Raw genomic sequence first — 24412 nt, 5'->3', positions numbered from 1 at the left:
TGGGCGAGAGTCAGCCTAGCGCATCGGGTGTGGGCATCCCAAAACGGATGGGCCGGGCGCGTTCACACGGCCACGAGGTGAGCCCCGCCTACACCCTGATAGCGCTGCGGTGTGCACGTGAGCACGATGACCTGGGAGTTCCGTCCGGCGTGTCCCAGGACCGCTCCCATGCTGGCCAGGCGCTCGGGGTCGGTGTAACCCAGGGCGTCATCGATGATGACCGGCACGCCGTCTGCGGGGTCGACGAGCATGGCGCACGCCAACCTGCTGATGATGCCCAGCTGTTCCTTCGCGCCGCCGGAGAGGGCATCGTGGTCGACGGTGACCCCGTCGAGCGTCCGGGTGGTGATGCGCAACTCCTCATCGATCCCGACGCCCAGGCTCGACCCGAACACGACCTTGCCCAGCCGGAGCACCTGGTCGGTGAACGGCTGGACATAGCGGCGCCGGGTGTTGTCACGGTGACGCTGCAGCGTGTGGAGCAACAATTCCGCCGCCTGCGCGCGGACCCTGACCCGCTCCAGGACGCCCTGTGCGGCTTCCAATTCGCTTGCTGCGAGATGCAATTGGTCCAGCTGGCCATCGTCGCGACGGATCTCGATGCGCGTGCGCAATTCGGCGATCTCGGTCCCGAGACCGGCCAGGCGCGGCTCTGCATGCTCCACCAGCGCGGAGACGTTGGCGTAGTGCAGCTCCAGTGTCTCCGGGTCTGCCTCGTCGATGTCGCGGGCGGCACATGCCATCGCCTTCTCCGCTTGTGCGATGTGCTCGAGGATCGCCACGCGCCGCTCCTCCAGCGCCTCATCGGTACGCCCGTCGCACAATTGATCGTGCTGGTCTCGGAGATCATCACGATCGGCGCGCAGCTGGACGAGACGCTCGTCCAGGATCCGGTGCTCGTTGTCCAGACTGCGCAGCTCGCTCTGCACCTCTGCTCGTTGCTGGGTGACCCCGGCGAGCCGAACCGACGCGGCACCTGCACGCCGTTCGGCCTCCTCGACGTCGACGGTGGCTGTAGCCGTCGGCTGGGCGTCGATCCGAGATGTCAGCTCGGCCAATTCGGCGCGCAGTGTGTCCTCGTCACGGTCGCCCAGAACCGCGGCCAGCTGTGACCGAACGCTGTCGACCGCGTCTGACGCCCGTTCGCGACGGCGCACCTGGGCCCGCAATTCGGCGACGTCCGCGACGCCGCGCTCGTCGAGGAAACCCGCAAGGGCCCGCTCCGCAGCGGCCAGTCGACCGGCCAGGGTTGCCGACTCGGCCCCGGGCGCCACGGCCACCCGCACCACACCGTCCACCTCCACCACCGTGCCCTCGGTGAGTGCGAACTCGGTGGTTGCCGTGTCGACACCGTCGACGGTGATGGTGTGGTCTCCGAGTTTCACGACCGAGACAATTGCTGCAGCAGAACGTGACTCGGCGCGCGCGATGGTGACTCGCTGGGCGAGGTCTTCGGCGATGTCGAGGTCGTCGTGGTCACTGATGACAGCAGCGACCTGGCCCCGGGCGGCCGTCAGCTGTTCGCGCAACGACCCGACGCGTTCCAGCAGTGCGGTGATCTCGTCGCGGCGCGTGCGCAGCGCACCGTTCTTCGCCGCAGCCCTGGCGGCGGCGACCTCCTCGGCCGCCCGGGCCTCTGTCAGCCGCGCATCCTCCATGTCGCGGTCGAGACGCGTCAGCTCGACCCGCCGTGTGTCCGCGACACCTCTGACGTGTTCGACCGCCCGGACGGTCACGTCGATGGTGTGCTCACAGTCGTTGACCCGCTTGCAGGCTGCGGCGCGCTGGGCCTTCTCGCGGTCGAGAGACTGCAATTCGTTTCCCAGAGAGCGCATTTCGGTTCGCGCCTCGTCATGCCGCCGTTGCAGCCCCACCGCCCGCTCTCGCTGCTCGGTGAGCGAAGCCAGTTCCACCTTTGCCATCTCCAGCGAGTTCGCCAGCTCCCGGCGCGTGGTGGTGAGCGTCTCCAGGCGCGCGGCGTCCGCGGTCACCTGGTCCATCGCAGCGGCCAGCTCGGTGTGACGAGCCTGGGCGCGTTCCACGTCGGCTGTGGCCGCGGACAGTTCCCGGGCAGGACGACCTTGTGCCGCAGTGAAATAGCGTTCGTACTCCGCACGTACAACGTCGAGCAACGCCGAGTCATCCGACCCGGGGTCGGTTGCCGGCGACGTCGTGCCTGCTGCGGTGTCGAGTGCACGAGACAACGCTGCGCTCGACGACAGTTCGCCGACCACCGAGTCTCCCGCCTGGAGCAGGCGCAACGCCTTGAACAGGCCCGCGTCGACACGTTCATCGAGGATGGCGCACACACGCTCGTGGGCCGCGCGGCCACTGAGCTGCTCTCTCGCCGGCTCATCGATGACCAGTTCAGTGCGGGCACCCCTGTTGTACTGCTTGGTGTAGGTGAATCGGTACGGACCGCAGCTGATGTCGGCCTCCACTATCGATCCGACATCGAGACCGGATGGGGCGACGGCACGTACCTTGCCGCTCTTGCTGTCCGAGCGCACCTCCAGCAGCAGATCGAGAGCCTCGATCATCGATGACTTGCCGGCCTCGTTGGCACCCTCCACCACAGTGACCCCGACCTCGGGAAAAATGATCTCCCGCTCGGTGATCCCGCGAAAGTGGCTCAGTCTCAGTCGATGCAGCTTCACCGGCTACCACCGGCCAGCCGGAAGAGCAGGGCGAGGGCCTCCTGCGCCGCGGCTGCCTGCGAGTCGGTGGCGCGTGCCAGCTCCGACAGTTCGGTGACGGCGTCGCCGATGAACCCCGTCAGTGCCATCTCGGCGAAGTCCTCGTCGTCGGGTCTGATCACCAGGTCGTGACGCAGATCCCAGAACGTCAGTGCGGCAAATCGATCCGCGAACTCCTCGAGCATCGCATCGAGTTCTGACCGTTCGGTGATGCTCACGGACCCACGCAGCGCCAGTTGCACCACGGTGTTCGCCTTGTGGTCGAAGGCGTCGAGGCGCCGCCGCAACCCGGAGATGTCGTCGGCGCTGTTGATGTCGTGCTCGACGGTACGAAAAGCCCACTGCCCCACGGCTTCGGCAGTGACATGCACGGTGTTCTCATCGTGCGCAGGGGTGACACCCGGCATGTACTGGCCGCGGGTGAGGGTGACCACCAGTGCTCGGCCCGGATCCTCCTCGCGGTGATCATAATTGGTGACTTCCTGCGCTCCGGAATACCAAATCCGTCCGGTCTCACCGATATCGGTGACCGAATGCCTGTCTCCCAGCGCCACATAGTCGATCAACCCGTTCGCGATGGCGCGTTCGAGTTCGGCGACCTGGATGAGCGTCGGGTCGTCGGAGTCGGGCGCGAGCGTGTCGACCCGTCCATGACCGGCAACGATGCGGATGTCCTCGCTCGGCCCGAGCATGGAGACCTGCTGTGCGATGGTGTCGGCCAGCGGCACCTTGCTGGTCCACGGCGCGGCGATCAGCTGCACGCCGGGGCGCACCTGAAACGCACCGACCGTTCCGAGAACGTGGACGTGGTCGGGTTTGTGGTCGGTGAACACGCGCGAGTTGTAGATGCTCGCGGCGTCGAGCGGGTCGTGATTGCCCGGGAGGAGGTACACCGGGCACCCGATCTGCCGCATGTGGTCGAGACTTCGACGGATGACGCGCGAGGACACCTGCCGGTCCTCGAACACGTCACCGCACACCAGGACGAACTCGGCGTTGTGCGTGGCGGCCAGCTGACCGATGCGTCCGATGGCCTCCTGACGCGCTGCTGTGTACCGCGCCTGGGCATCGCCCTTGAGGAAGTGCCTGGTCATGCCGAGCTGCCAGTCCGCGGTGTGGATGAAGGTCACCTCCTGCGCAGGCAGCGACAACGGCAGAGCTGCACTCATGGGTGACCTCCCCTCGTGGCCCGGATCGAACACAGTGACGACTGGTCCGATCCTACGAGCGGTGTCCGACAGAGCGTTGGATCTTCAGCGGTGGGTCACGCATCGCTTGTCGAGAACGACGAGACCGGCCGGTCGGCGGACACACCGGCTTTCAGTATCGCTCGCTCTCGATCACCACCGATCCGGCCACCGCGAGCACGATCAGCCGTGTGTCGTCGGCGATCTCGTAGCCGAACTGGTATCCCGTGTCGATGTCGTAGCGCGAATCGCGGTCCTGTCGGCGACCACTTCCGTCGACCACGATGATCTCGCACAATCCCGGTTGGGTCTCGGCGCTGCACGAGTAGTCGATCAGCTCCGGCGACGGCTGCGGGTCGACCACCGACACCCCGGCATAGATTTCCGGGCTCACGGCTTCGACATCGACGGTGACCTCGTCTCCGGATCCGATCGTGGCCGCGGGATCTCGGGCAGCCAGCCCCGAGAAGTCCAATCCGACAACGGCTTTCAGGAGGTCGGTGTCGACCCGTGAGATGGCCCGCTGGGCGATGGCGATCCAGTCGAAGTAGGTCGCCACCGGACTGATCTTCCAACCGCCGTCGGCCGGCACCGCGACCACATGACCGAAGGCACCGTACAGATTCTCGACAAAAGGGCCGCCATCGGAGATGCATCCCTGGTCGCCCTCCCCGACCGTGCGTATGCAGTCACCGTCGAAGACAACTGTTGCCTCGGTGCCCTCGGAACGGAGTGTGGCCTCGAACTTGTCGATCCGGACGCGCGCCTGGTCGTTGTCCCCCCTGGTGACCTCGACATCGAGATCGTCGATCGTCATCGGCGACTCGATTCCGACGTCGAAGTCGAACTCGGAGTCCGCCTCCAGCTCAGCATTGATGCCGGGGGCGTATGTCTTGAGCAGTCGCGCCTCGACCCCGCCCATCGCGTCCGCGACATGAGTGACGTCAGCGGTCCGGAGGGTCTCGACCAGTCCCTCGACGAACCCGGTCAGCGCCTGCTCCGGAGAGTCATAACCGGCTTCAGGCGGGCCGGGATCAGCTGTCTGCCAACCCAATTCCTCTGCGGTGTACTGGGCCGCAGTGAATGTGGGACTGACGAACCAGCCACCGTCGCGCCGCACCGACATCAGGAAAGGCGCCTGCTCGCGCTCACCGACCACCACCGTCTCGGTGCCGGTGTCGACGTCGTCGGCTGTGGTGGTCTTGTAGGTGACCTCGGGTCCGGCGATCGAGACCTCGATCTCGACAGCACCGACCGCCGCCGGATCAACGTCGGGGACGAGGTCGGCCAGCGACTCGATTGTTCTGGCGTCGATTTTCAGGATGATGGTCGCGCGTTCGATCGAGACCTTCGTCAGATCGGCTTCCACCGCCTCGGACGTCAGACGCAGATCCGATATCTCCACCGAGATGCCTTCGAATTGATCGATGGGTGACTGCCCAGCGGATCCCAGCTTGCTCTGCAGGTCCCCGATGTCACCGATGAGTCCGGCCAGCTGGTCGGTCTCATCGGGCGGCAAGAGTAGTCCGAGCCTCGTCCAGTCCTCATCCTCGAGAGCGCCCAGGAAGTCTTTCACCGAGTTCGTGGCGCTCGACGCCCCGTTGACCTGGGTGACGAGTAGCCGGTTCACCGCGAATCCGCCCGTCGCCACCAGGACTATTGCAGCCACGATCGCAATGGCCTTGAGAACGCCGGGGTTACGTGATGGGCCGGGCGGTCCGGGTTGCGGCGCAACGGGGCCGGGATTCGACGGGTAGGTCATCGGATCACACCACTTCGGGCCAGGGAGGCCGCCAACGCCTCACGCCACACGATGAACGCCGGCACGACGAACCCGACAAGCCAGAGCGCCAAGGGCGCAGGCTGGTTCCAATTCACCCGCACACTCATCACCACCAGGACCGCTATCGCGGTGATGACGAGTCCGATCGCAAAGCCGAACAGCGCTTTCTGCTGGTCCCCCGGCCCGCTCGACATCCTGTCGCGCACGAGTGTGGCCCCGGCCAGCGCGAGCGTGAAGAACACCAGCGCTGCGAGCACGGCGGACGTGGCCGAGTACAGGGTGAGGCCGGCGACCGACATCGCGACCCAGAGCAACGACACCGCCATCACCACACCCAGCGGCGCACTGTAGTACTCGTGCTGCGTCATCGCGATCCGGCGCGGTAGCGCAGGCGACAGCGCGGCAGCCCCGATCCCACCGAGGACGGCGATACCGAGGTAGCCCGTGGTCACCGAATCAACCGATTCGTAGGGCGCTCCTGGCAACGACACCATCAGCGCCCACCCTGCAGCAGCCCATCCCAGAAGCGAAAGCGACAGGGACGAACCCGTTTTACCGGTCGCTGCCGACAGAATCAGGCGGCCGACCACAATCAGCCAGGCCACGGCTGCGGCCGCGGAGACCAGCGGATCGAGGACGCTCACCCGCAGGCCTGCGACGGCATCGAGGTTCTCCACGAAACGCACCACATCGATTACCACAGCGGACACCGTCATCACCGCGAACAGCCCGCCGACGACAAGAAGAAGAGCCCGCGACTGCCGACCTGCGACGCCGAAGCCGTCGTGGCCCGAGACATCGAAGAGATCGGCCTCACGCGGCTGCCCCGCGAGAACCGCTCCCGCCAGCCCGATCCATACCGCCGGACCGAAACCCGTACCGCCGTAATCCCATTCGGTCCAGCGACACGCGATATCCCAGCCAAGGCAGACCATGACCACTGCGAGGTAGGGGGCCACACAGATCAGTTTGAGCGCACGCAGCTTCGCCGGCGTCCACGTCTGCCCGAACATTCCCCGCCGACTCGCGGCCGGCAACAACAGCGACAGCAGCGAGAGGCCCGTGACGACCGCGACGTCGACGCGGAACAACCCGAGGGTGTCGGCGTCCCAGTCCAGACCCAGCGAGGCCAGCAGCGCAACAGCCGCCACGATGTCCCGAGCCCGGTCTGCTCTGGTGGGTGCCCACGGAGCGCCACCGACAAGCGAAGCCGAAGCCGGGCGTTGCAACACATCCGAGGGTTGCGATGGGGGCACCGTTCCTGGTTGCAAAGTGCGCTCCTCCCGTTGGGCACCAATGCAGGTCACATCGTAGGTCAGGGTGAAGGAAGATCCTGTCATCCATTCGGCGCAGGGATACTGGGCAGATGACCCCCTCCCCCCGCAGCCACATGGTGGTCGCTGCCGCCGCCGGAACATCCAGTGTGGCGCTGGGACTCGGCGTCGGCTACCTGCTGGCACCTGCCGTCGATCGGAGTTCGTCGCCGCTACAGGCCGTGGGGTCCGAGGTGATCGACCGCATGCCCGAGGGCCTGAGGGAATCGGCCATCGATGCGTTCGGCACCGCCGACAAGACAGTGCTGCTGGTGACCATCGCGGCCGTCATGGCAGTGCTCGCCGCTATCGCCGGAGTGGCCGAATACCGGCGTCCCCCGGCCGGGCTCGTCATGGTGGCCCTGGTCGGAGCACTCGGGGCCGCCGCGGCGGTGGCGCGGCCGAACGCGTCGCCCGGGTGGGCGCTACCCACGATCGCCGGGGTGGCGGTTGCCATGCTCGTACTGCACTGGCTGATACGGGCACTGCGCCCGCGGGTCGGCGAACCCGCGGACCGTACCGTTGCCCACGGCGACGGGTCTGCCACTGCCACCGACCGTCGCCGGTTCCTGGTCCGAGCCGGCGCAGTCGGGGGCGGGGCGGTCCTGGCCGGACTGGGCGGTGTGACCGTCCGGCGGGTCAGCGGCGGGGTGGGGGCCGATCGTGCCGCCTTCGCCGTGCCCGATGCGAGCAATCCGGTCACCACACAAGCGCCGTCCATTGCTCAGGTCAGCTCGTTCATCACCCCCAGCGACGACTTCTATCGCATCGACACCGCTCTCGTGGTGCCACAGGTCAAGAGCACAAGCTGGTCGCTGCGCATCCACGGGATGGTCGATCGAGAGATCAGGCTCGATCTCGACCAGCTACAACGAGACAACAGCGCCTTCGACGCCGTCATCACACTGACCTGTGTGTCCAACGAGGTCGGCGGCGACCTCGTCGGCAACGCGACCTGGACCGGTTACCGCCTGAAGGACCTCCTCGCTGCGGCCGGTCCGTCCGCGGACGCCGACATGGTGTTGTCGACCAGTGCCGACGGATGGACCGCCGGCACTCCGCTGACCGCATTGACCGACGGCCGCGACGCCATGCTGGCGGTGGGGATGAACGGTGAACCGTTGCCGCTCGAACACGGCTACCCGGTCAGGATGGTCGTCCCGGGCCTGTACGGATACGTCTCGGCGACCAAGTGGGTCGTGTCGCTCGAGGTCACCAGATTCGATCGCGCGGAGGCGTACTGGACCACGCTCGGCTGGGCCGAGAAGGGGCCGATCAAGACCAGTTCGCGCATCGACGTGCCGAGGACCGGTTCCTCTCTCACCACCGGCCCGGTCACCGTCGGAGGCGTGGCCTGGGCACAGCACCGCGGCATCAAGGGGGTACAGGTGCAGGTCGACGACGGGCCGTGGAACGACGCAGAACTGTTGGATCCCAACGTGATCGACGCATGGCGACTCTGGAGGTGGCAGTGGGATGCCCCATCCGGCGAGCACCGCCTGCGGGTTCGGGCCATCGACGGCGAAGGCGCAACGCAGATCGAATCGGAGACGCCGTCGGTGCCGGATGGAGCGACCGGACTGCATTCGGTCGAGGTGCAGGTCCGGCCCTGAGCTATCGCGGCTCGGCGCAGTCGGCCATCCACCCGGCGAGCAAAGCCAGCGACCTCCGCGCCGCGGCATCATCGCGGTCGACGAGCCACCACTGCACGGTGCCGAACAGCATCTGCAACGCCGACCGCACCATTTCACGTTCGGACACTTCCCATCGCATCCCGCAGCGATCGCCGATCTCGGAAAGGTAGGTGTGTCCGTACTTCTCGGCGATGGTGTGCTGCAGCAGCGCCTGGCCGGCCGACGCCGATTCCGTCGGCTGCCGCAACGAGAACAGCATGGACTCGATCATGAGCAGCCAACGATTCGGGAATTCGGCCGCGCGTGCCCAGACCGCAGTGACCGCCTCCTGGATGGAGATCCGGAGCGCGTCCCGGCCGGTACCGAGGTTTTCGGTGGGCACCGAAGCGAGAAGCGCCTCGAGTTGTTCGGCGATCACCTTCTCGATCATCGCGGCGACAAGTTGTTCCTTGTCGTCGAAGCAGTAATGCACCACGCCGAGGGAGACCTTGGCTTCCTCGGCGACACCACGCACGGTCACCGCGCTCATCCCGCCGCGGTCGGCAAGCGTCAGAGCGCAGTTCACCAATTGTGCGCGGCGGTCCTCCACCGACAACCGGCGCGAACCTGGAACGTCACTGCGCATGGCGCACAGTACATCCCGAGACGAGCGCCGACGTCAACCGCGGTGGACACACGGCTGGTCAGTCCCCCGCGCCCGATGGCGCGGCGGCCTTCGCAGCGCTGGTCGCCTTCGGCACCCCGGCTACGCCCTCGGTGCCGGCGGGGACATCGCCTGGTTGCAACCCGCCCGCGGGCACCACCGCTTCCATCATGTGTCGCGGCCTGGCGAAGGCTGCAGCAGCGACGACGCCGATCAGCAGGGCCGCGGCCGGCAACAGGAGCGACTGCCCCATCGCTGCGGAGAAGCCGTCCCGAACCGACTCCGGGAGCCGTCCGGCCTGATCCATCGACGATGACCCGAACCCGGGAACCTCGGCGGCGAGGCGGGTCTGCATCAGGGCACCCACCGCAGCGCTACCGAGGACCGAGCCGATGAGACGCGTGGTGTTGTACACGCCGGCGCCGGCGCCGGCACTGGCCATGGGAAGGTTCCGCGTCGCGGTGGCAGCCAACGGCGCCCAGATACCCGAACTCGCCGCGCCCATGAGCGCCACGGGCAGCAGAAGCTGCCAGATCGGGGTGGTCGGTGTGGCGATCATCGCGAGCCAGCCGATGGCCACCGCGTTGAGCAGCAGGGCCGTGGCGACGATGTACCGAGGGTGGATCCGGTCGACCTGCCGGCCGACTATCGGCGCGAGCACGCCGGTGAGAACAGCCATCGGCACGGTCACCACCGCCGACTCCGTCGGGGTCAGACCGGCGACCAGCTGCAAGTAGTACATCAGCGGGACCATCATTCCGGCGGTCGCAAAACCCATCGTCGTGATGCCGATACTCGCCAGTGAGAAGTTCCGGTCGAGGAACAGGCGCAGTGGCACGAGCGGTTCAGCGGACCGTCGCACGGTCAGAATCTTGTGCTGCCAGTAGACGAACAAGGCCATCACCAGCAGGCCGAAGACGATCAGGCCCCAGATCCAGGCCGCCCAGTCGTATTTCTCGCCGTCCTGGATACCGAAGACCAGACAGGTCAGACCGATGCCGCTGAGCGCCATGCCGACCAGGTCGAAGTGGCGTTTGCTCGTGGACACCTGCGGCACCAGCTTCCAGGCCAGCGCCAGACCGACGACGCCGACGGGGACGTTGACGAAGAAGATCCACTCCCAGCCCAGTCCGTCGACGAGCCCGCCACCAGCAAGCGGCCCGATCAGCGTCGCGACACCCGCGACGGTGCCCCAGACACCCATCGCCGCCCCACGCTTGTTCTCGGGGAAGATTCTCGTGATCAGTGCCATCGTCTGCGGCGTGATCAGCGCCGCGCCGACACCCTGCAGACCGCGCGTGAGGATGAGCATCTCGATCGAGCCTGCGAACCCGCACCACACGCTCGCGGCGGTGAACACCACGAGGCCTGCGAGATACACGTTCTTCGGTCCGTACCGGTCACCCAGACGCCCTGCGACCAGCATGGGCACCGCGTAGGTGAGCAGATAAGCGCTCGAGACCCAGATGACCCCGTTGACATCGGTGTCGAGCGCCCGCTGAATGGCGGGCTGGGCAACCGAGACGATGGTCATGTCCACGAGGATCATGAAGAACCCGATGCACAAGGCGCCCAGCGCGAGCCAAGGTCTGGTGGTTATGGCCGGGCTGGGGCTGGGGTTACTCACTGTCTTCCTCTGTTCTGTTCGATGGGGTCGTGCCCGCCAACCACTCCTCGATCCACAGGAGGTCGCCGTTCTCCAGCCGATTTCGCAGGCTCTCGGTCCAGGCGATCTCAGCCTGCATCACCGACTGCCGGCAACCGGCATCGAGCAGGAACATCTCGGGGATGCCCCCTTCCGACGCCTCTGCCACCGACCGGTTGACCGATTCGAGCTCGGCGCGCATCGCACCGAGCCTCTCGGTGAGCAGCCCGACCACCTCTTGCCGACCCAACGAATGCGCCTCGGCCAGGGCCAGATAAAAGCTCGGGTACTCGACCGCGGGTGTGCGGAGCATTGTCGTGAGTGAGCGACGCAGAGTACTGGCGCCCAGCTCGGTGATGGCATAGACGGTTCGTTCGGGCCGGTTGCCGGCTCGCTGAACGCTGTTGATCTGCAACAGATCCTGGGCGTGCAGCCGGTCGACTGTGTGGTAGAGCGATCCGGGCCGGGTCTTGGCGAACCGGTCCTCGTTGCGTTCGAGCAACGTCTGGACCATCTCGTACGGGTGCATCGGTCGTTCCGCCACGAGCCCGAGCACAAGAACGGCCAACGGGGTCAGTTCGACATCGGCAGCAACACTGCGTTGCCCCATCGTGCTCCCCCACTCGACATTCGACCCGTCGGAAATAGTCCATGTGGAATATACCGCGCCGAAGTCCGTCTGCCCAGCCCTGATCAACGGCTACCCTGGAAACGATGAGCACCGAGTCGACACACTCAGCGCACGACACCCCGGGCACCTACGTGACCACCGGCGAAGAGTTCGTGCGGGACACCCGATACATCGACAACCGCATCACGCGTGACGGGGTCGGACCCGCGGGCGAGACATTCAAGGTCGAGCCCGGCCGGTACCGGCTGATCGTCGCGCGCGCATGCCCCTGGGCGAACCGCGCGATCATCGTGCGCCGGCTGCTGGGTCTCGAGTCGGCGCTGTCGATGGGCCTGTGCGGCCCGACGCATGACTCGGACAGCTGGACCTTCGACCTCGACCCCGACGGTCTCGACCCGGTCCTGAAGATCCCGCGCCTGAAAGACGCCTATCTGACGCGGTACCCGGACTACCCGCGGGGAATCACCGTCCCGGCCATCGTCGACATCCCCACCGGCGCCGTGGTCACCAACGAGTTCCGCCAGATGACCCTCGACTTCTCCACCGAGTGGGTCGACCACCACCGGGAAGGGGCTCCTGACCTCTACCCCGAACATCTGCGCGGCGAGATCGACGAGGTCATCGACGTCGTCTTCAAAGACGTCAACAACGGCGTGTACCGGTGCGGCTTCGCCGGCAGTCAGGACGCCTACGAAAGCGCCTACGATCGACTGTTCACACGTCTCGACCAGCTCTCCGACCGGCTACGCGAGCAGCGTTATCTGGTGGGCGACACCATCACCGAAGCGGACGTGCGCCTGTTCACCACCCTGGTCAGATTCGACCCTGTCTACCACGGACACTTCAAGTGCAATCGCTCCAAACTGAGTGAGATGCCCGTGCTGTGGGCGTACGCACGCGACCTGTTCCAGACACCCGGATTCGGTGACACGGTCGACTTCACCCAGATCAAACAGCACTACTACATCGTTCACGAGGACATCAATCCCACGAAGATCGTGCCCAAGGGACCGGACCTGTCCGGCTGGCGCACCGCCCATCACCGTGAAGAACTCGGCGGTCGACCGTTCGGCGACGGCACCCCGCCACCGCCGCCCATCGACGGCGAAGTGGTTCCCGCCGGACAAGGAGCCTGACCCGTGGCCAAGAAGCAGCTGTCGTCCATCGGCGATGGACAGATCGTGGGAGCCGGACGCAAACCCGAGGGCATCCTGGACGCCCTGGTCGGTCAGGCCCAGCACCTGCAGGCACCCGCCGTCGCCAAGTACGTCAACCACCTGCGCCAAGAACACCCGTACGAGTCACCGGCACAGATCATTGCCCGGCTCGAACAGCGCTTCCTGATGGCTGTCACCGGATCTGGTGGAGCGGTCGGCGCCGCGGCTGCGTTCCCGGGTGTGGGCACCGTGATGTCCCTGGCATCCCTCGGCGCCGAGACCGCCTTCTTCATCGAGGCATCGGCACTCCTGTCGCTGGCCATCGCCGATGTGCACGGCATACCGATCGACGACCGCGAACGCCGTAAAGCCCTCGTGCTGACGGTGGCGCTCGGTGAGTCGGGGTTGGCGGTGGTTCGTGACTCCCTCGGCGCGAAGTCCGGCGGAACCATGGGCCGTGCGCTCGGCGGCGTCATACCGGCACCGGTCATGCGCACACTCAATCAGCGGTTGGTCAAGCGCTACCTGCGCAAGTACACCCTCCAGAAGTTGCCGTTGGCGGCCGGCAAACTCCTTCCCGCCGGCCTCGGCGCGATCATCGGAGGCGTCGGCAACCGGACACTCGGCAAGATCATCATCAACAACTCACGCAAGGTCTTCGGCCCTGCTCCCAGGGAGTGGCCGTCGAATCGTCCCCACATCATCGCGCCCTACGACGGGCCGTCCTCTAGTTGACCGCTCCGCCAGAAGACGTTCGACCCGGGTGGATCCGGCGGCTGACCCGGGAATGTCTGCGTCACCGCAGACTGGTTGTGATCGTCCTCGGTGTCACCGGCCTCGCGCTGCTGATCGACCTCACGATCCCACTGCTGACCAAGGCCGCGATCGATGAAGCGACCGGGGCTGCCGAGCACGGTTACTCGATCGCAGCGATCGCCGGGGTCATGGTGGCGCTGGCCTTTGTCCGATTCGGATGCCAGTACGGTCGCCGTCTGACCGCTGGGCGCCTATCGCTCAACGTGCAGAATGCGCTGCGGTTGTCGATCCTGAACAGCGTGCTCCGCCTCGACGGTGCGGCTCAGGATCAGATCCGCACCGGACAGGTGGTGTCGCGCAGCATCACCGATCTGCAGCTGGTGCAGGGCCTCCTCGCGATGGTGCCCCTTTCGCTCGGCGCGATGGTGCAGGTGGTTCTCGCCATCGGGGTGATGTTCTACCTGTCACCGTTGCTCACAGTGGTTGCTCTGCTGGTCATCCCGGCCGTGTCGGCCATCGCTTTCAACAGTCGCAAACGCCTGTTCGCCGCCACCTGGTCCGCGCAACAATCGGCCGCCGACCTCGCCCAGCACGTGGAGGAGACGGTGACCGGCGTCCGGGTCGTCAAGGGCTTCGGTCAGGAGGATCGGGCGGTCGACGAGCTCGTGGGCCTTGGCCGTCGGCTGTACTCCATGCGCCTGCGGTCGGCGAAGATCAACGCGCGCTTCGCGCCGTCGCTCGCAGCCGTGCCGCAGCTGGGCATGGTCGCGATCATCGCCCTGGGCGGGTACCTGACGATGCAGGGCTCGATCACGGTCGGCACCTTCCTCGCGTTCGCCACCTACGTCACCACGATGACCGGACTCGCCAGGCTCCTCACCTCACTGCTGGTGTCGGCGCAACTCGCGCGGGCCGCCGTCGAGCGGGTGTACCAGGTGATCGACGAACCACCCGATCCCGCTCTGTCCGCACGCGGCACCCTGCCCGGTGATGCCCTGGGCCTGGCGCTGAACAACGTCACCTTCACCTATCCGGGAGCCCGGACACCCGTGCTGAACGGGGTCGACCTCCACATCGCCCCCGGCGAGGTCGTCGCCGTCGTCGGTCCGCCCGGCTCGGGCAAGTCGACCCTCGCCCTACTCGCCGACCGCTTCTATCGGCCCCAGGCCGGCACGATCGAATTGTCGAACGACCACGGCACTTTCGACATCTCCACGGTGGAGACACAGGAACTCCGGTCGACGGTCGGCGTGGTCTTCGACGAGGCCTTCCTCTACTCGGACACCGTCGCCGCAAACATCGCCCCGAACGCCCATGTCGGGAAGTTCGACACCACCACCGACGAGAAGCCACCGCTGCCGTCGGGCATCATCTCGGCCGCCGAACGAGCCGGCGCACACGGTTTTGTGACCGCACTCGAACACGGATACCGGACCATCGTCGGAGAACGAGGACTGACCCTGTCGGGCGGACAACGCCAGCGCATCGCATTGGCCCGCGCACTCTACGCCGACCCTCGCGTACTGATCCTCGACGACGCGACCTCTGCGGTCGACGCGCGCACCGAGGCGGACATCTTCACTCATCTGCGCACCTCTACGCGGACCATGTTGATCCTGGCCCATCGCCGGTCCACCCTGACCCTTGCCGACCGTGTCGCCGTTCTCGACGGAGGCCGCATCATCGACGTCGGTACCGAGGCCGAACTCAACGCTCGCTGTCCCCTCTTCCGCTCACTGATGAGCACGGATGTCCGCGACGACGACCTCGACGAGGAAATCGCCGCCGATCAGCCGGTGACGGTCGATGCGCTCTGGCCGAGCGAAGCACCCGACCCCGAGCCGCGTCTGCGCAAGGTCGCCGCACAGGCGACGATGGGTCCGCGCGGAGGCGGTGGAATGGCCGGTGCACTCGGTGCGATGGCTCCGACCCCGAAACTCCTCGAAGCGGTGCAGGCGCTCCCCCCGGCCGACGAGTCACCGGACGTCGACGACAACGACATCCGCACCGATCGGCCCGACTTCTCGCTTCGTCAGTTGCTCCGCCCGGTTCGCTGGTTGCTGGCCTTGGTCGTGCTGTGCATATCCATCGACACCCTTGTTGGTCTGGCCTTCCCGACGATCGCCCGCTACGGCATCGACGGAGCCACGTCCGACCGGTCGAGCCATCTGTGGTTCGCGGCCGGCGCAGGTCTGGTGGCCGTTGCGATCGGGTTCGTGGCTGCCGCGGTGATGACGGTGATCACCTCCCGCGCCGGTGAGCGCGTCCTCTATGCACTGCGCGTGCGGAGTTACGCGCACCTGCAGCGGCTCGGCCTCGACTACTACGAGCGCGAACTGTCCGGGCGGATCATGACGCGCATGACCACCGATGTCGATGCGCTGTCGACGTTCCTGCAGACGGGTCTGTCGACCGCGATCGTCAGCACCCTCACGGTGGCCGGTGTGGCGGTCGCCCTCATCATCACCGACGCCTCACTCGGACTAGTGATGCTGGTGGTGTTCCCGCCGATCATCGTGGCGACGATCGTGTTCCGCCGGATATCGTCGCGCGCCTACACCCGCTCACGGGAATTGGTCAGCGAGGTCAACGCCGACTTCCAGGAAAACGTCGGCGGCGTGCGCACCACCCAGGCCTATTCGCACGACGGCTTCGCCATGGCGCAGTTCTCGGCGAGGGCCGCGGAGTACGTTCGGGCCCGCATGGTGTCCCAGCAGGCAATTTCCATCTTCTTCCCCTTCATCACCCTGATGTCCGACCTCGCGACCGCGGGAGTGATCGCCTTCGGCGCGCACCAGGTTGCCGCCGGTAGCACCAGTGCAGGCACCCTCGTCGCCTTCGTCCTGTATCTCGGCATGCTATTCGGTCCGGTCCAGCAGCTGTCGCAGGTCTTCGACGGGTACCAGCAGGCGCTGGTCGGCCTCCGCCGGATCTCCGATCTGCTCGCCACCCGGAGCAGCGTGCGCTGTCCCGACGGTGTGCCCGAACTCGCCGTGGCAACACCGGAGAACGGATTCACCGGGCACGCCGAACTGAGAGAGGTCGGGTTCCGCTATCCAGGGTCGACAACCGATGCGCTCGCAGGCGTGGACCTCGATCTGCCCGCCGGGACCTCGCTGGCCCTGGTGGGTGAGACCGGCGCGGGCAAGTCGACCATCGTCAAGCTCCTCGCCCGGTTCTACGACCCGACAAGCGGATCGGTGCGGATGGACGGCACCGACATCCGGGGCTTCCGATTGTCGTACTACCGCTCCCGACTGGGCGTGGTCCCGCAGGAACCCCACCTGTTCACCGGCACCGTCGCCGACAACATCGCCTACGGCAGACCAGACGCCGACCACGAGCAGATCGTCGCCGCGGCTCGCGCGGTGGGAGCGTTGTCGATGATCTCGGCGCTGCCGGGCGCCATGAACCATCCGATCGGGGAGCGGGGGCAAGGACTGTCCTCGGGTCAGCGACAGCTGATCGCGCTCGCCCGTGCCGAACTCGTGGACCCCGACCTCCTGCTGCTCGACGAGGCGACGGCCACGCTCGATCAGGCCACCGAACGACGGGTGATGGCGGCCGGCCGGCACCTCACCGGATCACGGAGTTCGGTGATCGTCGCGCATCGACTGGCGACCGCGGCGCGAGCGGACCGCATCGCCGTGGTTGCCGGCGGGAAGATCGTGGAGTTCGGAACACATGACGAGCTCTTGGCGTTGGACCGAAGGTATCGCGCCCTGTGGACGGCAGGTATCACACCAGACGAGGCGAGCGAACCGACAGCCGGACACGGCGGCAACCGACCGGCATAGCTTCGGCGGCACTCGGGGACTAACCTTTAGACCTGGATACTTCGAACGGAGTTCCGGGCGGCGTGATAGCGGCGGAGACGGCCCCTGGCGCGGGACTCGACATGGATACGTAAAGGGAATTGAGGCGAGATACTGCCGTGAGCAGCAGTTCGATTTCAGACTTCGGACAGAACGAGTGGCTGGTTGAGGAAATGTACCAGCGCTTCAAAGAAGACCCGAGCTCGGTGGACCCGAGTTGGCATGACTTCCTCAAGAGTTATGGCGCAGAGGGTAATGGGTCCGAGGAGGCGAAATCCCCGCCGAAGTCGGCTGCTGGGTCCCCGCCTAAGTCGGCGCCGAAGGCGGGTGCCTCATCGAATGGCTATGCTGCCCCCAAGTCCTCCGCCAACGGATCCGCGGCCAAGCCCGCTGTCGACCCGACTCCGGCGAGCAAGGCCGCTGCGGGCCAGTCCGAGCACAGCAGGGACGCATCGTCGTCGACCACCACCTCGCCCGAGTCGACCACCGACAAGTCCGCGGAGTCGGTGAGCAAGGATGCCGCACCGGCGGCCAAGAAGTCCGCGCCGGCTCCCCGCAAGGACACCCCCACCAAGAAGGAAGCCCCGGCGAAGAAGTCTGCACCCACAGCAGGCGATGCACCGACCGAGGCCAGCAACAAGGTCCTGCGTGGTGCCGCTGCCGCGGTTGCCAAGAACATGGCGGCCTCGCTGCAGATTCCGACGGCCACCAGCGTTCGCGCGGTGCCCGCCAAACTGATGATCGACAACCGGGTGGTCATCAACAACCACCTCGCTCGCACCCGTGGCGGCAAGGTGTCGTTCACCCACATCCTCGGGTACGCGATCGTCCAGGCGATCAAGTCGTTCCCGAACTTGAACCGCCACTTCGAAGAGGTCGACGGCAAGCCGAACGTGGTGACCCCGGCGCACACCAACCTCGGTCTGGCGATCGACCTGCCGGGCAAGGACGGTTCGCGCACGCTCGTGGTCGCGGCGATCAAGCGTTGCGAGACCATGAACTTCGCGCAGTTCCACGCAGCTTACGAAGACATCGTCAGGCGGGCTCGCGACGGCAAGCTGACCGCCGAAGACTTTGCGGGCGTGACGATTTCGCTCACCAACCCCGGAACCATCGGCACCGTTCACTCGGTACCGCGGTTGATGAAGGGCCAGGGCGCGATCGTGGGCGCGGGCGCGATGGAGTACCCGGCCGAGTTCCAGGGCGCCTCCGACGAGCAGATCTCAGCGCTCGGCGTCGGAAAACTGATGACGCTGACGTCCACCTATGACCACCGCATCATCCAGGGCGCGGAGTCGGGCGACTTCCTGCGCACCATCCATCAGTTGCTGTTGTCGGACGAGTTCTTCGACCAGATCTTCACCACGCTCCACATCCCGTATGAGCCGATCCGCTGGCGTCGCGACATCCCCGAGGGCGCCGTCGACAAGAACGCCCGCGTGCTGGAACTGATTGCGGCATACCGCAACCGGGGCCATCTGATGGCCGACATCGACCCGCTGATGATCGATTCGGACGCCCGGTCGGCTCACCCCGACCTCAACGTGCTGACCTACGATCTGACGCTCTGGGATCTCGATCGCAGCTTTAACGTCGGTGGGTTCCACGGCGAGAACAAGATGAAGTTGCGGGACGTCCTGTCGATCCTGCGCGACTCCTACTGCCGGCACGTCGGTGTGGAGTACACGCACATCCTCGAGCCCGAGCAGCAACAGTGGCTGCAGGAACGGGTGGAGATCAAGCACGTCAAACCGCCCGTCGCGGAGCAGAAGTACATCCTCTCCAAGCTCAACGCAGCCGAGGCATTCGAGACGTTCCTGCAGACCAAGTACGTCGGACAGAAACGGTTCTCGCTCGAGGGTGCCGAGGCAGTCATCCCGATGATGGACGGCGTGATCGATCAGAGCGCCGAATACGGCCTCGACGAAGTGGTTGTGGGCATGCCCCACCGTGGCCGGCTGAACGTGCTCGCGAACATCGTCGGCAAGCCGTACTCGAAGATCTTCACCGAGTTCGAGGGCAACCTGAACCCGTCGCAAGCGCACGGCTCGGGCGACGTCAAGTACCACCTCGGCGCCGAGGGCAAGTACTACCAGATGTTCGGCGACAACGAGATCAACGTCTCCCTCACCGCCAACCCTTCTCACCTCGAGGCCGTCGACCCGGTCCTCGAAGGTTTGGTTCGCGCCAAGCAGGACCTGCACGACAAGGGTGACGGCGCGTTCACCGTGCTGCCGCTGATGTTGCACGGCGATGCCGCGTTCGCAGGCCAGGGTGTGGTCGCCGAGACGCTGAACCTCGCCATGCTGCGGGGTTACCGGACCGGCGGCACCATCCACATCGTGGTCAACAACCAGGTCGGTTTCACCACTGCCCCGGAGGCATCGCGGTCGTCGGAATACTGCACCGACGTCGCGAAGATGATCGGCGCACCGATCTTCCACGTGAACGGTGACGACCCCGAGGCCTGCGTGTGGGTGGCCAAGCTGGCCGTCGACTACCGGCAGGCGTTCAACAAGGACGTCGTCATCGACCTCGTCTGCTACCGGCGTCGCGGCCATAACGAGGGCGACGATCCCTCGATGACCCAGCCGGCGATGTACGACGTCATCGACACCAAGCGGTCGGTGCGTAAGAGTTACACCGAAGCGCTCATCGGTCGTGGTGACATCTCCACCAAGGAAGCCGAAGACGCCCTGCGCGACTACCAGGGTCAGCTCGAACGGGTCTTCAACGAAGTACGCGAGTTGGAGAAGTACCAGGCGGCACCGAGCCCGTCGGTCGAAGCCGATCAGCAGGCACCGGTGAAGCTGGACACCGCCATCAGCAAAGAGACGATGGAACGGATCGGCGACGCGTTCATCAACGTGCCCGAGGGTTTCACCGTGCACCAACGTGTCCAGCCCGTGCTCAAGAAGCGCTACGAGATGTCGCGTAACGGCGATGTCGACTGGGCGTTCGGCGAGCTGCTCGCATTCGGTTCACTGGTCGAAGAGGGCCGCACGGTGCGGCTGTCCGGCCAGGACTCGCGCCGAGGCACCTTCACGCAACGTCACTCGGTCCTGATCGACCGGGAGACGGGCGAGGAGTACACACCGCTGCGTACCGTCGCCGAGACCAACCCGGACAATCCGGGACGGTTCCTCGCCTACGACTCCGCTCTCAGCGAATACGCGGTGGTCGGCTTCGAATACGGATACTCGGTGGGTCATCCCGATGCCCTCGTGCTCTGGGAAGCCCAGTTCGGTGACTTCGTGAACGGCGCCCAGTCGATCATCGACGAGTTCATCTCGTCGGGTGAGGCCAAGTGGGGTCAGACCTCCGACGTGGTGCTGCTGCTGCCGCACGGTCACGAGGGTCAGGGTCCCGACCACACGTCCGGACGTATCGAGCGGTTCCTGCAGCTGTGCGCAGAGGGCTCGATGACCGTGGCCCTACCGTCGACACCCGCAAGCTACTTCCACCTGCTGCGCCGCCATGTGCTCGACGGCATCAGCCGCCCGCTCGTCGTCTTCACCCCGAAGTCGATGCTGCGGAACAAGGCTGCGGTGTCGCCGGTGTCGGAGTTCACCGAGGGTCGATTCCAGTCGGTCATCGACGATCCGGCCTTCACCTCCGATGCCGAACGCGAGAAGGTTCGGCGGGTGCTGCTGGTGTCGGGCAAGTTGTACTACGAACTGGCCGCCCGCAAGGCGAAGGACAAGCGTGACGATGTCGCGATCGTCCGGATCGAGCAGCTCTACCCGGTGCCGCACAAGCGTTTGCGCGCGGCGCTGAGCCGCTACACCAGCATGGAAGAGATCTTCTGGGTCCAGGAGGAGCCGGCCAACCAGGGTCCGTGGCCTTTCTTCGGTCTGGCGCTCCCGGAGATGCTGCCCGAGTTCTTCAACGGCTTGCGCCGGGTCTCGCGGCGGGCGATGTCGGCCCCGTCGTCGGGTTCGTCGAAGGTGCACGCCGTCGAGCAGCAGGAGATCATCGACACCGCCTTCGGCTGACCGATCCTGGTGGGTTTTGGTGAGCGTTTCGGCAGGTCGCGCTCGCCGAAACCCACCACTATCGGGGGTCGGGGGTGGCTGCTGCCAGTGTCGCGATGAGCGGCAGTGCACGGGTGATCAATTCGACGAGGGCGTCGCGGTCCACGCCCGCTGAATCTTGCAGCCACCGGACGGTCACCTGCTCGGTGAATGTGACCCAACCGTGCACGGCGAGTTCGATCAGCGGTGTGCGCGTCAGATCGAGCAGCTCGGCCAGCGACAACACCCGTTCGGCCATCACGGTCCGGGTGTGGTCGGCGACCTCGCGCATCGCCGGGTCCGAGGCACCGCTCCCCTGCAAGATCGCGAGATAGGCCGAGCGGTTCGCGGACACGTAGTCGATGTACTCGGCCAACGATGCCCGGGCGATCTCGATCGGATCGCCGAGGCTCAGATCCGGTTCGGTTCGCGCGAGCATCCGCTTGCTCTGCTCCGTGGTCAAGGCGACCAGGAAGTCCTGCTTGGACTCGAAGTAGTGGAAGAGCAGAGCCCGCGACACGCCGGCCGCCTCGGCGACCTCTTCGACGGACACCTGGTCGAGCGCACGGTTGTCGAGCATCCGCAGGCCGTGGCTGATCAGCTGATCACGCCGTGCCTGTGGGCTCATCCGGGTTCGCCGAGCGGTCGTCACGCGTCCGATAGTACTGACTCTTCGTCAATAGTCCGGGCCGTGCTCGCCGTTTCCCTATTGACAGTTCGTCAATAGGCGGTATGTTCGTACCCATGAACGTTGTAAAGATCGCCATCATCGGCGCAGGCTTTTCCGGATTGGGTGCTGCCGTCAAGCTGCAGCAGAACGGATTCGACGACTTCGTCATCCTCGACCGCGGCAGCAATTTCGGTGGTACCTGGCGCGACAACACCTATCCCGGTGCGGCATGCGACGTCCCCTCGCACCTGTACTCCTACTCATTTGCGCTCAACCCCTCGTGGAGCCGCTCCTTCTCGCAGCAGCCCGAGATCCACAAGTACATCAACGGCGTCGCCGACAAGTACGACCTGGGGTCGCGGACCCAGTGGAACACCGAGGTCATCAACACCGCGTGGGACGAGAAGGCCGGCCACTGGGTGATCGACACCGACAAGGGTCAGTGGCAGGCCGAGTTCCTCATCGGCGGGATCGGCCCCCTGTGCGAGCCCAAGCTCCCCGACGTCACCGGCATCGAGAGCTTCACCGGCGAGATCTTCCACTCGGCGCGGTGGAACCACGACTACGACCTCGCCGGTAAGCGCGTAGCAGTGATCGGGACCGGCGCCTCGGCCATCCAGATCATCCCCGAGTTGGCCAAGAAGGTCGGGCGACTCGACGTCTACCAGCGCACGGCCCCCTGGGTCCTGCCACGTGCCGACCGGCCCTACTCCGCCAAGGAGAACTGGGCGTTCAAGAACATCCCCGGGTTCCAGCGTGCGGTGCGCGCGAGCATCTACGCCTCGCACGAACTGGTCTCGTTCGGCCTCACCCACCAGCCCAACGTCCTCGCACCCGCCAAGATCATCGGCAAGCAGAACATCGCTCGAGGCATCTCCGACCCGGCACTTCGGGCGAAGGTCACCCCGAACTGGAAGGTCGGGTGCAAGCGGATCCTGTTGTCGAACACGTACTACCCGGCGCTGAACCAGTCCAACGTCGAGTTGGTCACCGACCCGATCAAGGAAGTCACCACCAGCGGCATCGTCACTGCCGATGGCGTGAGCCGCGAGGTCGACGCGATCGTCATCGCGACCGGCTTCCACGTGACCGACTCCCCCACGTTCGAGCACATCATCGGCAAGGACGGGCGCAGCCTCGCCCAGGTCTGGGAAGCCGAGGGGATGAACGCCTACAAGGGTTCGACCGTCAACGGCTTCCCCAACATGTTCCTGATGGTGGGACCGTCCACCGGGCTGGGCCACACCTCGATGGTCTACATGATCGAGTCCCAGCTCAACTATCTCGTCGACTACTTCAAGCTGTCCCGCCAGTACGGCATCTCCCGGGTGGAGGTGCGGGCCGACGCACAGCACGATTACAACGAGACCATCCAGAAGAATCTCAAGACAAGTGTCTGGGAGACCGGCGGCTGCGCGAGCTGGTACAAGGACAAGTTCGGCAACATCACCACGCTGTGGCCCGGATTCACCTTCAACTACCGGCGACTGACCCGTAAGTTCGACCTGGCTGCGTACGACACCTCGACCGCGGCCGCGATCGCTCCCGCGGCAGGCGATGGCGATGGCACGACCAACACACTGAAAGAAGCGGTGACGTCATGAAGGACTTCAGAGGCAAAGTGGCCGTGGTGACCGGCGCCGGTTCGGGCATGGGCCGCGACCTGGCACTCCAGCTCGCAGCCAAGGGCGCCAAGGTCGCCATCTCGGACGTCAATCCCGCCGGCCTCGACGAGACCGAGCGCATGCTCAAAGAGCAAGGCGCCGAAGTACATTCGCAACTGCTCAATGTTGCCGAACGCGAAGCCGTCCTCACCTACGCGGACGATGTCGCCCAGCATTTCGGCAAGGTCAACCTCGTCATCAACAACGCCGGCATCGCTCATCACGGTGAGGTCGAGCTGACCGAGTTCAAGCAGTACGAACGCGTGATGGACGTGGACTACTGGGGCGTGGTGAACGGGACCAAAGCGTTCCTGCCGTACCTGATCGCATCGGGCGACGGGCATGTCGTGAACACCTCGTCGTTGTTCGGCATCCTGGCCATGCCGGGTCAGAGTGCCTACAACGCGGCAAAGTTCGCGGTCCGCGGCTTCACCGAATCGCTGTATCAAGAAATGCGGATCGCCGGACATCCCGTGAACGTCACCTGCGTCCATCCGGGTGGCATCAAGACCGCGATCGCCCGCAACGCCACCGTGTCCGAAGGTCACGACCAGAAGAACACCGCCGAGTTGTTCGACAAGAAGCTGGCCCGCACCACGTCGGCACGGGCCGCGGAGATCATCATCAAGGCGATCGAGCGCAACCGCCCACGGGTTCTCGTCGGCGCCGACGCCAAGGTGCTCGATCTGTTGGTTCGCGCCGGCGGATCCATGTACGAGATCGTCAACAGCAAGCTGGCGGTCAGGTTGCTGCCGAAGGCGGACCCATCGCCCGTGACCTCCACGTCTCCGCTCCTCTGACCCCT

General features: G+C 65.8%; 15 protein-coding genes. 7 read left to right on the top strand and 8 right to left on the bottom strand.

Annotation, left to right across the window (positions count from 1 at the left end; translation table 11 throughout):
- Window positions 1–62: 62 nt before the first annotated feature.
- The 4 genes from CSW57_RS13695 to CSW57_RS13680 form a co-directional block, all read right to left on the bottom strand.
- On the bottom strand, window positions 63–2657 hold the full coding sequence (locus CSW57_RS13695) for an AAA family ATPase (RefSeq protein ID WP_099383223.1): 2595 nt from the start codon (window positions 2655–2657) through the stop codon (window positions 63–65).
- A complete protein-coding gene (locus CSW57_RS13690; protein ID WP_099383397.1) occupies window positions 2654–3826 on the bottom strand; it encodes a metallophosphoesterase family protein in 1173 nt (390 codons plus the stop codon). The genes CSW57_RS13695 and CSW57_RS13690 overlap by 4 nt, the downstream gene beginning before the upstream one ends.
- 190 nt (window positions 3827–4016) lie before the next feature.
- Entirely contained in the window at window positions 4017–5645 is a 1629-nt protein-coding gene (locus CSW57_RS13685; RefSeq protein WP_099383222.1) for a hypothetical protein, read from the bottom strand.
- On the bottom strand, window positions 5642–6922 hold the full coding sequence (locus CSW57_RS13680) for a DUF7937 domain-containing protein (RefSeq protein WP_189339248.1): 1281 nt from the start codon (window positions 6920–6922) through the stop codon (window positions 5642–5644). Before CSW57_RS13680 ends, CSW57_RS13685 begins: the two co-directional genes overlap by 4 nt.
- 110 nt (window positions 6923–7032) lie before the next feature.
- Between CSW57_RS13680 and CSW57_RS13675 the strand changes: the two genes are divergently transcribed.
- Window positions 7033–8592, top strand: coding sequence for a molybdopterin-dependent oxidoreductase (locus CSW57_RS13675; protein WP_223249239.1), 1560 nt, complete (start codon window positions 7033–7035; stop codon window positions 8590–8592).
- A gap of 1 nt (window position 8593) precedes the next feature.
- Here CSW57_RS13675 and CSW57_RS13670 read toward each other — a convergent pair whose 3' ends face one another.
- From CSW57_RS13670 to CSW57_RS13660, 3 genes are read right to left on the bottom strand one after another with little or no spacing between them, the layout of a single operon-like run.
- On the bottom strand, window positions 8594–9238 hold the full coding sequence (locus CSW57_RS13670) for a TetR/AcrR family transcriptional regulator (RefSeq protein ID WP_099383219.1): 645 nt from the start codon (window positions 9236–9238) through the stop codon (window positions 8594–8596).
- 58 nt (window positions 9239–9296) lie between these two features.
- Window positions 9297–10883: a DHA2 family efflux MFS transporter permease subunit gene (locus tag CSW57_RS13665; RefSeq protein WP_099383218.1), complete on the bottom strand. Its 1587-nt coding sequence runs from the start codon at window positions 10881–10883 to the stop codon at window positions 9297–9299.
- Window positions 10876–11511 carry a PadR family transcriptional regulator gene (locus CSW57_RS13660; protein ID WP_099383217.1) on the bottom strand — a complete coding sequence of 212 codons (636 nt, stop codon included), beginning with the start codon at window positions 11509–11511 and terminating at the stop codon, window positions 10876–10878. The genes CSW57_RS13665 and CSW57_RS13660 overlap by 8 nt, the downstream gene beginning before the upstream one ends.
- Window positions 11512–11615: 104 nt before the next feature.
- On the opposite strand from CSW57_RS13660, the gene CSW57_RS13655 reads away from it, so the two are divergent.
- The 4 genes from CSW57_RS13655 (at window position 11616) to CSW57_RS13640 (ending at window position 21255) form a co-directional block, all read left to right on the top strand.
- On the top strand, window positions 11616–12668 hold the full coding sequence (locus tag CSW57_RS13655; protein WP_099383216.1) for a glutathione S-transferase family protein: 1053 nt from the start codon (window positions 11616–11618) through the stop codon (window positions 12666–12668).
- A 3-nt stretch (window positions 12669–12671) separates the two neighbouring features.
- Entirely contained in the window at window positions 12672–13424 is a 753-nt protein-coding gene (locus tag CSW57_RS13650) for a hypothetical protein (protein ID WP_062800204.1), read from the top strand.
- Window positions 13421–17242 carry an ABC transporter ATP-binding protein gene (locus CSW57_RS13645; RefSeq protein WP_099383215.1) on the top strand — a complete coding sequence of 1274 codons (3822 nt, stop codon included), beginning with the start codon at window positions 13421–13423 and terminating at the stop codon, window positions 17240–17242. Before CSW57_RS13650 ends, CSW57_RS13645 begins: the two co-directional genes overlap by 4 nt.
- A gap of 137 nt (window positions 17243–17379) precedes the next feature.
- Window positions 17380–21255, top strand: coding sequence for a multifunctional oxoglutarate decarboxylase/oxoglutarate dehydrogenase thiamine pyrophosphate-binding subunit/dihydrolipoyllysine-residue succinyltransferase subunit (locus CSW57_RS13640; protein ID WP_099383214.1), 3876 nt, complete (start codon window positions 17380–17382; stop codon window positions 21253–21255).
- Between the two features lie 58 nt (window positions 21256–21313).
- Here CSW57_RS13640 and CSW57_RS13635 read toward each other — a convergent pair whose 3' ends face one another.
- A complete protein-coding gene (locus CSW57_RS13635) occupies window positions 21314–21925 on the bottom strand; it encodes a TetR/AcrR family transcriptional regulator (protein WP_223249238.1) in 612 nt (203 codons plus the stop codon).
- 92 nt (window positions 21926–22017) lie between these two features.
- Here CSW57_RS13635 and CSW57_RS13630 point away from each other — a divergent pair, with 92 nt between their 5' ends.
- Window positions 22018–23547, top strand: a complete 1530-nt coding sequence (locus tag CSW57_RS13630; RefSeq protein ID WP_099383396.1) for a flavin-containing monooxygenase — start codon at window positions 22018–22020, stop codon at window positions 23545–23547.
- Window positions 23544–24407, top strand: a complete 864-nt coding sequence (locus tag CSW57_RS13625) for an SDR family NAD(P)-dependent oxidoreductase (protein ID WP_030174234.1) — start codon at window positions 23544–23546, stop codon at window positions 24405–24407. Before CSW57_RS13630 ends, CSW57_RS13625 begins: the two co-directional genes overlap by 4 nt.
- The last annotated feature ends 5 nt before the right edge of the window (window positions 24408–24412 follow it).

Origin of the sequence: Williamsia muralis (assembly GCF_002735905.1) — a bacterium.
Classification (GTDB): Bacteria; Actinomycetota; Actinomycetes; order Mycobacteriales; family Mycobacteriaceae; genus Williamsia; species Williamsia muralis_A.
This window is presented reverse-complemented; position numbering and strand designations above follow the sequence as displayed.

Coding starts and splice junctions, on each gene's coding strand:
- CSW57_RS13625 (WP_030174234.1), top strand. CDS start 23,544: ATGAAGGACTTCAGAGGCAAAGTGGCCGTGGTGACCGGCGCCGGTTCG.
- CSW57_RS13675 (WP_223249239.1), top strand. CDS start 7,033: ATGACCCCCTCCCCCCGCAGCCACATGGTGGTCGCTGCCGCCGCCGGA.
- CSW57_RS13685 (WP_099383222.1), bottom strand. CDS start 5,645: ATGACCTACCCGTCGAATCCCGGCCCCGTTGCGCCGCAACCCGGACCG.
- CSW57_RS13630 (WP_099383396.1), top strand. CDS start 22,018: ATGAACGTTGTAAAGATCGCCATCATCGGCGCAGGCTTTTCCGGATTG.
- CSW57_RS13670 (WP_099383219.1), bottom strand. CDS start 9,238: ATGCGCAGTGACGTTCCAGGTTCGCGCCGGTTGTCGGTGGAGGACCGC.
- CSW57_RS13655 (WP_099383216.1), top strand. CDS start 11,616: ATGAGCACCGAGTCGACACACTCAGCGCACGACACCCCGGGCACCTAC.
- CSW57_RS13660 (WP_099383217.1), bottom strand. CDS start 11,511: ATGGGGCAACGCAGTGTTGCTGCCGATGTCGAACTGACCCCGTTGGCC.